Raw genomic sequence first — 9,021 nt, 5'->3', positions numbered from 1 at the left:
AGGAAGATGAAAAGCACCACCCCCTGCAAGGTACGCATCCGCACGAAGCCCTCGGAACTTTTCATATGCGGACGGGGAGTTTGGCGGTGAAGATGCGGGCGATGACCCAGATGAAGGCCACCGACACGGCACCGCTCGCCACGGTACGCACGATCGTGCGCACGATATGCGCCCACGAAAGTGCTTCCAGCGAGAAAAATACGGCATGGTGCACCAGCACCAGCACGATCAGGTAATTCAGGAAGACCCGGTTCCCGAGCCGTCCGGTACTGGGGATGCCTCCCTCCCGAATATCGTCACGGGAGTACAGCAGCCCGAGCAGCGTCGGGCGGGCAAAGGCGATGAGCAGCGTGGCGATGGTGTTCACACCGGCAGCCCCCATGGCCAAGTCCATCGTAACACCCGTGGCCAGCCCCGACAACAGCAGCACGACAGGCGGCGTGTCGAGCGGCAGCAGGGCGATGAAAGCCACGTAGACAAGCGGATTGAGGTAAATGCTGATGGACAGGTTGTCGAAAAGGAAAACCTGCAAGAGCACCACAACGGCAAAGAGTGCGAGATATGGGAGCGTCTTGTGCATCTATCTGTTCTGTCGGGTATGTTGTTCTACTTTCTCACTGTTTTGCAATTCGCGCACCTCCGTGAGGTCGCGGTTCTCGACGAGGATCACGTCCGTCAGGCGCGTCATCTCGGCCGCCAGCCGCACGTGCACCCTGTAAGCCGTACGGGTCTCGTTCAGATGGGCACTCTCGACCCAGCCGATCAGCACGTCGGCCGGGAAATACTGCGAAAACCCGGTCGTCACGACCTCCTGCCCGGGTTGCGGGTCGGCATACTTGGACAACTCGTCCAGCACCACCGTATGCTGGTCGCCCCCGTCCCAGTAGATCGAGCCGAAATAATCGGAGCCGGCGAGCTTGCCGCTGGCCCGGAACGAGGTGTTGAGCACCGACATCGCCACGGCATAGCGCTCCGTGCAGTCGACGACATACCCCGCCATGGCCCCGTCGGACGACAGCACGGCCATCTCTTCGGCGACCCCGTCGCGGCGGCCGCGGTTGAGCACGATCAGGTTCTGTGCCCGGTTGACCGTATTGGACGTTACCGAAGCGGTCATGATGCGGTATTTCGAAACCCCGATATCCTGCATGTAGCCGTCGAGCCGGGCCGCGGTCTCGGCCTCTTCGTACATTGCCAGTTGTTCCTTCATCCGGGCGACATGCGCCAGCAGCTCACGGTTCTCGCGCCCGAGCGAAAAATAGTGCCGGACACCCGCGAACAGCCCGTGGACGCCCCCGACCAGTTGGTTGGAACGTGCCAGCAACCGTGCCTGGGTGTAGTAGGTCGAGTGGGCGTAATAGCTGATGGCTATTGCCTCGAGCACCACGAACAGCACCACGACATAGACGCTTCGGATAAACTCTAAGAGCTTGCGCAAGGTTTCTCGTTAATTTGAGATTGCGGACACTGGGCCCGCAATCCGTTTATGTGACTACACACTCCCGTCCCGGCAAAGCGGGGACAGGCCGCAACTATTTCATCAAGAATGAGAAGCGGTTGATATTCTTCAGTGCGATGCCCGTACCGCGCGCAATGGCGCGCAGCGGGTCTTCCGCGACGTGGAACGGAATGCCCGTCTTTTCGCCCAGGCGCCGGTCGAGCCCCTTGATCAGGGCGCCGCCGCCGGCCAGGTAGATACCGTTCTTCACAATGTCGGCATACAGCTCGGGGGGCATCGATTCGAGCACCTTCATCAGCGCCGCGTCGATCTTGGTGAGCGACTTCTCGAGCGCATAGGCGATCTCGCTGTAACTGAGCGAAACAGTCTGCGGCAAGGCCGTCAGCATGTTGGGCCCCGTGACCACGAAATCCTCGGGTTCCTCCTCCAGGTCGGAGACAGCGGCACCGATCGAACACTTGATGGCTTCGGCCGTGCGTTCGCCGATACGGATATTATGCTGCTGGCGGACATAGCTCTGGATGTCGTTGGTAAAGACGTCGCCGGCCGTATTGATCGACTCGGAGCAGACGATGCCGCCCAGCGAGATGCAGGCGATCTCCGACGTACCGCCGCCGATGTCGATGACCATGTTGCCTTCGGGCGCCTCGACGTCGAGGCCCGCACCCAGCGCCGCGGCCATCGGTTCGTAGATCATGTAGACTTCGCGGCCTCCGGCGTGCTCGGCCGAATCGCGCACGGCACGTATCTCGACGTTGGTCGATCCCGACGGGATGCAGATCACCATCCGCAGCGAGGGGGCGAAAAGGCTGCCCGAGGTCTTGACTTTCTTGATCATGCCGCGCAGCATCAGCTCCGTGGCATTGAAATCGGCGATCACGCCGTCCTTCAGCGGCCGGATCGTCTTGATGTTCGGGTTGGTCTTTTCGTGCATCTGGCGCGCCTGGTGGCCGATGGCGACCACCTTGCCCGTATGCACGTCGAGGGCCACGATCGACGGTTCGTCGACAACGACCTTGCCGTGATAGATTATCAGCGTGTTGGCCGTTCCGAGGTCGATGGCCAGCTCCTGTGTCAGTGAAAAAAGTCCCATAATGTCACACCCAACTATTATTTTTCCTAATCATTTTATAATCAACTCCATAAACCCCTCCCCGCCCGAACCGGCGCGAAAAGGTTACATATCCGGACAAAGGTAGCAAAAAGCGAGGGATATTTTTACATTTTTTTATTATTTTTTTTGATTACATTTGTCCTGCGAAACAATCGATCCGCACATGGAATATAAAATCGGAAATGAGACCCGCTGCGCCGTGATAGGCTACGGCAGCTGGGCAACGGCCATCGTGGGACTGCTCACGGCCAACGAAACCCGCGTAGGCTGGTATGTCCGCAATCCCGAAGTGCTCGAAGGGCTGCTCACCGAAGGCCGCAACCCCCGGTACCTGAGCGACATGGAGTTCGACCGCGACCGCATCGCCCCCTCCGACGACCTGGACGGGATCGTCCGCGAAGCCGACATCCTCATCCTGGCCACCCCCTCGGCCTACCTCAAGACCTTCCTCGAACCGCTGACCGTTTCGCTCAAGGACAAGTTTGTCGTTTCGGCCATCAAGGGCATCGTCCCGGGCGACTACAAGACCATCGTCGAGTATATCCACGACCATTACCGGCTGTCCTACAAACAGATAGGCATATTCACGGGCCCGTCGCACGCCGAGGAGGTTTCGCGCGGAAAGCTTTCCTACCTGACGGTCGTCTGCACCGATCCCGGAAACGCACGGTCGTTAGGCGCAAAATTCGCCACGGACTACATACACCTGAGCTACTCCACCGACCTTTACGGCATCGAATATGCCGCCATCCTGAAGAACATCTACGCCCTGTCGGTCGGCATCGCCGTGGGACTGGGCTACGGAGACAACTTCCTGGCGGTGCTGATCGCCAACAGCGCGGGCGAGATGCGCCGTTTCCTGGAGGAGAGTTACCCCGCGGAACGCGACACGCTCGTATCGGGCTACCTGGGCGACCTGCTGGTGACCTGCTACTCGGTATACAGCCGCAACCGGCGGCTGGGACTTCTGATCGGCCACGGATGCACGGTCAAAAGCGCCCTCAACGAAATGACGATGGTGGCGGAAGGCTACTTCGCGGCCGACTGCATCCGCTACATCAACGCCCGCCACAAAGTCGACATGCCGATCGCCGACATGGTCTACAAAGTCCTCTACGAAGGCGCATCGGCCCGCAAGTGCATGAAAGAACTGACAACCAAATTAATCTGACGATAACATGGAAACGATTAAATTAGACATCTCCAAAACCGGCATTGCGGTCTCGGCCGAAATGCAGGCCAAAGCACAGGCCGCCAACGCCCTGCTCGAATCGGGCAAAGGCGCGGGCAACGACTTCCTGGGCTGGGTACACCTCCCGTCGTCGATCTCGGCGGCAGAAATCGAAGCCATCGAAAAACAAGCCGCGAAACTCCGCGAAAAGGCCGAGGTTATCATCTGCATCGGCATCGGGGGTTCGTATCTGGGCGCCAAGGCCGTGCTCGAAGCCATGAGCGACCCGTTCAGATTCCTGCACAAGGAGCAGACGGCTCCCGTGGTGCTCTTCGCTGGCCAGAATATTTCGGAAGACTACACCTACGAACTGCTCGAAGCCGTAAAGGAGCACTCGATCGCCACCATCGTGATTTCGAAATCGGGCACGACGACCGAACCGGCCATCGCCTTCCGCCTGATAAAGGCCGAGATCGAAAAGCGCTACGGCAAAAAGGAGGCTGCGGAACGGATCGTGGCGATCACCGACAAGGCGCGCGGCGCTCTGAAAACGCTCGCCACCAACGAGGGGTATCCGACGTTCGTCATCCCGGACGACGTGGGCGGCCGCTTCTCGGTGCTCACGCCCGTAGGCCTGCTGCCCCTGGCCGCCGCCGGCGTCGACATCGCGGCACTGGTGCGCGGAGCGCAGGAGATGGAGCGTGCGACGGCCGACGGCACGCCTTTCGGACAGAACCCGGCGGCGGTCTATGCAGCCGTGCGCAACGAACTTTACAACGGCGGCAAGAAGGTCGAAATCCTCGGCTCCTATGAGCCCAAGCTGCAATATATCAACGAGTGGTGGAAACAGCTCTACGGCGAGAGCGAAGGCAAGCAGGGCAAGGGTATCTTCCCGGCCAGCGTCACGCTGACGGCCGACCTGCACTCGATGGGACAGTACATTCAGGACGGCGAACGCACGCTGTTCGAAACGATCATTTCTGTTGCCAAACCCGCCCACGAGGTGGTTATCGAGGCCGAGGCCGAAAACCTCGACGGCCTCAACTTCCTCGCAGGGAAACGCATTTCGGAGGTCAACCGCATGGCCGAGCTGGGCGTGCAGCTGGCACACGTCGACGGCGGGGTGCCCAACATCCGCGTCGAAATCCCCGCAATCGACGCACACGCCATCGGTTCGCTGCTCTACTTCTTCGAGAAGGCCTGCGGCATCAGCGGTTACATCCTCGGCGTAAACCCGTTCGACCAGCCCGGCGTGGAGGCGTACAAGAAAAATATGTTCGCCCTGCTGGACAAGCCGGGCTACGAGGAGGCATCGAAAGCCATCAAAGCACGGCTGTAAACAGCCCCGGATTATGGAAATGCGGAACCTCGCACGGGGTGCGGGATTAAAGTAATGTAACGACTTGATTTATATGGTAGTTGCATTTTTGTATAGGAGAGTAGGTAACGAGAAGGCAACGGTTTGTTTTCAGCTTCTTGCGCTCAAATACCGCATTTCAAATAACCTATCGCAAGATACGAAAAATTTTCGAGATGGGCAAATTAGGCAGGGTCAACCGGCGAGTGCAATTTTAAGAAATTAGTTTAAAGAACTTTTTTAGACGAAGAAAATTTTAATTTTCCCGATGTCTTCTGTTCATTGTATTGCACTTGTTTAATAAACTCTTCCGTTAACACAAAGAAATCTGCCCCATTCAGTATATATTGCCTGATGGTTTATTCTGATTTTCAATTGCCCCTTTTCTGTCAGGGGAAGCATATGAATCGACAAAACAGACTTTTGTACCGATAGTTTTTGCAATTTTCTTATGACAAAAGAATTCGCTGCCATGGTCGCTGTGTCGCAATGGTCGGGGATGGCATCAACGACAGTGCGGTGCTGGCGCAGGCCGATCTGGGCATTGCCATGGGGCAGGGGAGCGACATTGCGATCGACGTGGAGAAGGTCACGATTCTTTCGTCCGACCTGACGAAGATCGCCGCGGCGGTCCGCCTTTCGGCCGCGACCGTGCGCACCGTTCGGCAGAACCTTTTCTGGGCGTTTATCTACAACCTGATCGGCGTGCCTGTCGCCGCTGGCGTGCTCTATCCGCTGACCAGGTTTCTGCTCAATTCGATGCTCGTCGGGGCCGCCATGGCCCTGAGTAGTGTGAGCGTTGTGGCCAATAGCCTGCAGCTGAGTACAAAACGGCTCGGCACGAAAGCCGTCCATAAAATAAATACAGAATTTATAACCAAAAAACAAACAGCCATGAAAAAAGAGTATCGTATCGAAGGAATGATGTGCAACCACTGCCGGATGCATGTCGAAAAGGCCCTGAACGGCATCGAAGGTCTCCGTGCCGTTGTTACTCTCGATCCTCCTGCCGCGACGGTCGAATTCACTGGGCGGGAGCCGGAGCTGGCCGAATTGCAGCGGGTGCTGGGCGAAGATTATAAGATCACGGAGCGTTGAAACCCCGGTCTCGGAGCGGCCGCTATCCATCTATAAAGGTATTGCGGCTCCTGAAAACCCCTAAAATTAGGTATTGCCGTTCCCGGCGTAATGTCGTTTCTTTGTATTACTAAAATCTGCCGAGACGCTGCGGGACGGCCCGTTGCGCCGAATGCGGAAAACGAAGAAAAAATTCAAACCGATTATGAGACATTTCGTTTATTGTGCGGCGCTTGCAGCCGCCGTATTTTTCCTTGCTGGGTGCGGCGGGAACCCGAATAAAAAGAACGCTTCGGAGACTCAAACCTCAGAAACGCAGAGTTCCGTCATGGAGGTCGATAACCTGCTCGCCGATGCTGAGAAGTTGACCGGCGGCAAGGTGACGGTCGAGGGCGTCTGCACGCATATCTGCCGCCACGGGGGCCGCAAGATTTTCCTAATGGGAACCGACGATACGCAGGTGATCCGCATTGAAGCCGGAGAGAAGATCGGCAGCTTCAAGCCCGAATGCGTGAACAACGTCGTGCGGGTGACGGGCACGCTGGTCGAAGACCGGATCGACGAGGCTTACCTTGCCGAGTGGGAGCTGCGGCTCAAGGACCAGATCGCCCGGCAGCACGGCGAGGGCGAAGCCGGATGCAGCGCCGAACATCAGGCCCGCGGCGAATCGGTTGCCAGCAGCACCGAAAAGCGTATCGCCGACTTCCGTGCCCGTATCGCCGACCGCAAAGCCAAAGAAGGCAAGGAATACCTTTCGTTCTACCATGTGGACGGCGGGAGTTATGAAGTTTTGAAATAAGAAGTTTTGCACGTCATGGGGACACGGTCGTTTATGTCCGCCGTGAGGAAATGGAGCAGGCCCGTTCACCGCGACCTCTCCTTTTTCTTTTCGGGCGTACTGCTGATTTATGCGGTTTCGGGCTTCATGCTCAACCACAAACGCGATTTCAATTCCGATTATTCGGTGCGCCGGACCGAGCTGGTCTTCGCACAGGAGATACCGCGCGCCGAGCAGGAGTGGATCCGTGCGCGGGCCGAGGAACTGCTCCTGCGCGTCGGCGAGGAGGGCAATTACTTGAAACATTACTTTCCCGAACCGGACCGGTTGAAAGTCTTTATCCGGGGCGGCAGTTCGCTGACGGTCGATCTGGCGTCGGGACACGCCGTCTACGAGTCGATCCGCAAGCGGCCCGTGCTGAGCAGTCTGAACCGGCTGCATTACAATCCGTCGCGCTGGTGGACGGTCTTTTCGGATGTCTTTTTAGCGGGATTGATCGTAATCGTGCTTTCCGGGCTGGTGATGATGCGCGGCCCGAAAGGATTGCGGGGCCGCGGAGGCGTCGAGCTGATCGCGGGGATTCTGATTCCGCTGCTGTTTATTTTCCTGACCTGATCCGGGAAACTGCGTGTGATAAAAGGGCGGCCGTCGAAAACGTCCGCCCTTCTCTTGCGTATGGGTTTGTTGTCATCGTTTTGCCGTGCCGAATACCAGCAGCGGGACGAAGAGGAAGAGTCCGAACAAGACGACGCCGACGGTCTGCCAGAGCCGTCCGCCGGGCGATCTGCGGCGGATGAGCGCATAGAACGCGCCGAGCGCGAGTCCCAGCCAGAGGGCCTGAAACGACACCTCCGCAATCCGGGGCTTTACGTAGCCGTCCAGCGGCGAGGTGAACGACAGTTCGAAGGGAAACAGGTATTTTGCGTACTCGGCCCATGCCTGCGGTTTCTCTTCGGGGCGGTATTCGTCCGCCAGTGAATAGTCGCGGGCGTTCACGGCGACATAGCGTTTCGATTCGGCGCCTTGGATGGTGACCGTCCAGTAGAACATGTCGCCGATGATCATCATGTTCTCCCGTGTGGGGCCGAATTTCCCGACGGGAATCTCGTGCAGTTTGTAATCCTCCGCACCGAGCGTATAGAAACGCTTTTCGCTGTCCACCAGAAAACCGAGACTTTTGCGGTCGGCGAACTCCGTGACGAAAATCTGGCCGATTTGCAGCGAGTCCGCAACGTCGGTACGGCGCACGAACGGGCGGCCGCGGACCTGCTTCATGTGGTAGACGCGCTGCGCGTCGTCCACCAGCAGGTAGCCGTTGTCGTACCGCTTGCGCGTCGAGGGGTTGCCGGAGACGACGCGGGCCGGGAACGAAAATCCCTTGTCCCGCAGGACTTTGGTGAATGCCGCGCTCTTCTTTTGGTCGATGGTGTTGGTCTCCATATCGACGAACTCGATTCCCTCGCCGGTGATGCGGAACACGTCCGTCGCCGGTTCTAAATCGATGCGGTCGGGCATCGATTCCAGCAGTTGATAGACCGTCGGTCTGCGGCGGTTGATTTCGCCGGGCGACGTGCGGAACATGAAGTTCGTGCGCTCCACGTCGCGCGATTCGACCGCCACGCCCTCGATTTCGGACGGAAACCTCCCTTCGGCGGCGAGTTGGCGGTAATAGAACGTCGGCAGGATACTGTCGAACTGCTGCTGGGTGTAGGTGTTGCCCTGCAGATCGCGTCCGGCGACGTTGTTTTCGCGGTCGAAATCCACCGATGCGAATCCGTGCGTCACGCAGCTGTAGAGCGTGAACGGCGACCACGAAGGCGATGCGAACACGAACGCGTAGCACCACGGCAGCAGCCATGCCAGCAGAAGCGCCGCAAGGAGGATTATTCCGGTTTTGATACTCTTTATCATAGATTTGTCGTTTTGCGGGTTAATCCTGACATCCCTGCTTGAAACGGTATACCGAAAGCAGCGGGAAGAACAGCGAACATACCAGCAGCAGCGCCAGCCACGGCAGCATGCCGTCGTAGGCCTGCGGGGTGTCGGAGAGGAAGAAGATCCGGCA

8 protein-coding genes and 1 pseudogene are annotated in these 9,021 nt (G+C 58.1%); 5 read left to right on the top strand and 4 right to left on the bottom strand.

Going from position 1 to position 9,021, the window contains the following annotated elements:
• Positions 1 to 61: 61 nt before the first annotated feature.
• From QVP03_RS12280 to QVP03_RS12270, 3 genes are all read right to left on the bottom strand, one after another.
• Complete coding sequence (locus QVP03_RS12280; RefSeq protein WP_022333702.1) at positions 62 to 580, bottom strand: hypothetical protein; 519 nt, start codon at positions 578 to 580, stop codon at positions 62 to 64.
• Complete coding sequence (gene mreC / locus QVP03_RS12275; protein ID WP_022333701.1) at positions 581 to 1,438, bottom strand: rod shape-determining protein MreC; 858 nt, start codon at positions 1,436 to 1,438, stop codon at positions 581 to 583. It lies immediately after the preceding gene.
• 94 nt (positions 1,439 to 1,532) lie between these two features.
• Positions 1,533 to 2,552 carry a rod shape-determining protein gene (locus tag QVP03_RS12270; RefSeq protein ID WP_022333700.1) on the bottom strand — a complete coding sequence of 340 codons (1,020 nt, stop codon included), beginning with the start codon at positions 2,550 to 2,552 and terminating at the stop codon, positions 1,533 to 1,535.
• A gap of 184 nt (positions 2,553 to 2,736) precedes the next feature.
• On the opposite strand from QVP03_RS12270, the gene QVP03_RS12265 reads away from it, so the two are divergent.
• The 5 genes and pseudogenes from QVP03_RS12265 to QVP03_RS12245 all read left to right on the top strand — a co-directional run bounded on the left by QVP03_RS12265 (position 2,737) and on the right by QVP03_RS12245 (position 7,571).
• On the top strand, positions 2,737 to 3,744 hold the full coding sequence (locus QVP03_RS12265) for an NAD(P)H-dependent glycerol-3-phosphate dehydrogenase (RefSeq protein ID WP_022333699.1): 1,008 nt from the start codon (positions 2,737 to 2,739) through the stop codon (positions 3,742 to 3,744).
• A gap of 7 nt (positions 3,745 to 3,751) precedes the next feature.
• Positions 3,752 to 5,083 carry a glucose-6-phosphate isomerase gene (locus tag QVP03_RS12260; RefSeq protein WP_022333698.1) on the top strand — a complete coding sequence of 444 codons (1,332 nt, stop codon included), beginning with the start codon at positions 3,752 to 3,754 and terminating at the stop codon, positions 5,081 to 5,083.
• Positions 5,084 to 5,548: 465 nt separating this feature from the next.
• Positions 5,549 to 6,199 (top strand): annotated as a pseudogene (locus QVP03_RS12255) (metal-transporting ATPase); the annotation flags it as partial.
• 151 nt (positions 6,200 to 6,350) lie between these two features.
• Positions 6,351 to 6,977, top strand: a complete 627-nt coding sequence (locus QVP03_RS12250) for an OB-fold nucleic acid binding domain-containing protein (RefSeq protein WP_009597723.1) — start codon at positions 6,351 to 6,353, stop codon at positions 6,975 to 6,977.
• A gap of 33 nt (positions 6,978 to 7,010) precedes the next feature.
• Positions 7,011 to 7,571: a PepSY-associated TM helix domain-containing protein gene (locus QVP03_RS12245; RefSeq protein ID WP_256166464.1), complete on the top strand. Its 561-nt coding sequence runs from the start codon at positions 7,011 to 7,013 to the stop codon at positions 7,569 to 7,571.
• A 72-nt stretch (positions 7,572 to 7,643) separates the two neighbouring features.
• Here the strand turns inward: QVP03_RS12245 and QVP03_RS12240 are convergent, their stop codons facing one another.
• On the bottom strand, positions 7,644 to 8,867 hold the full coding sequence (locus QVP03_RS12240; RefSeq protein ID WP_014776531.1) for a DUF4857 domain-containing protein: 1,224 nt from the start codon (positions 8,865 to 8,867) through the stop codon (positions 7,644 to 7,646).
• Positions 8,868 to 9,021: the final 154 nt, after the last annotated feature.

It is taken from the genome of Alistipes sp. CAG:29, from assembly GCF_000435435.1.
Classification (GTDB): Bacteria; Bacteroidota; Bacteroidia; order Bacteroidales; family Rikenellaceae; genus Alistipes; species Alistipes onderdonkii.
The sequence above is the reverse complement of the archived record's forward strand: the minus strand, read 5'-3'. Positions and strand labels throughout refer to the sequence as shown.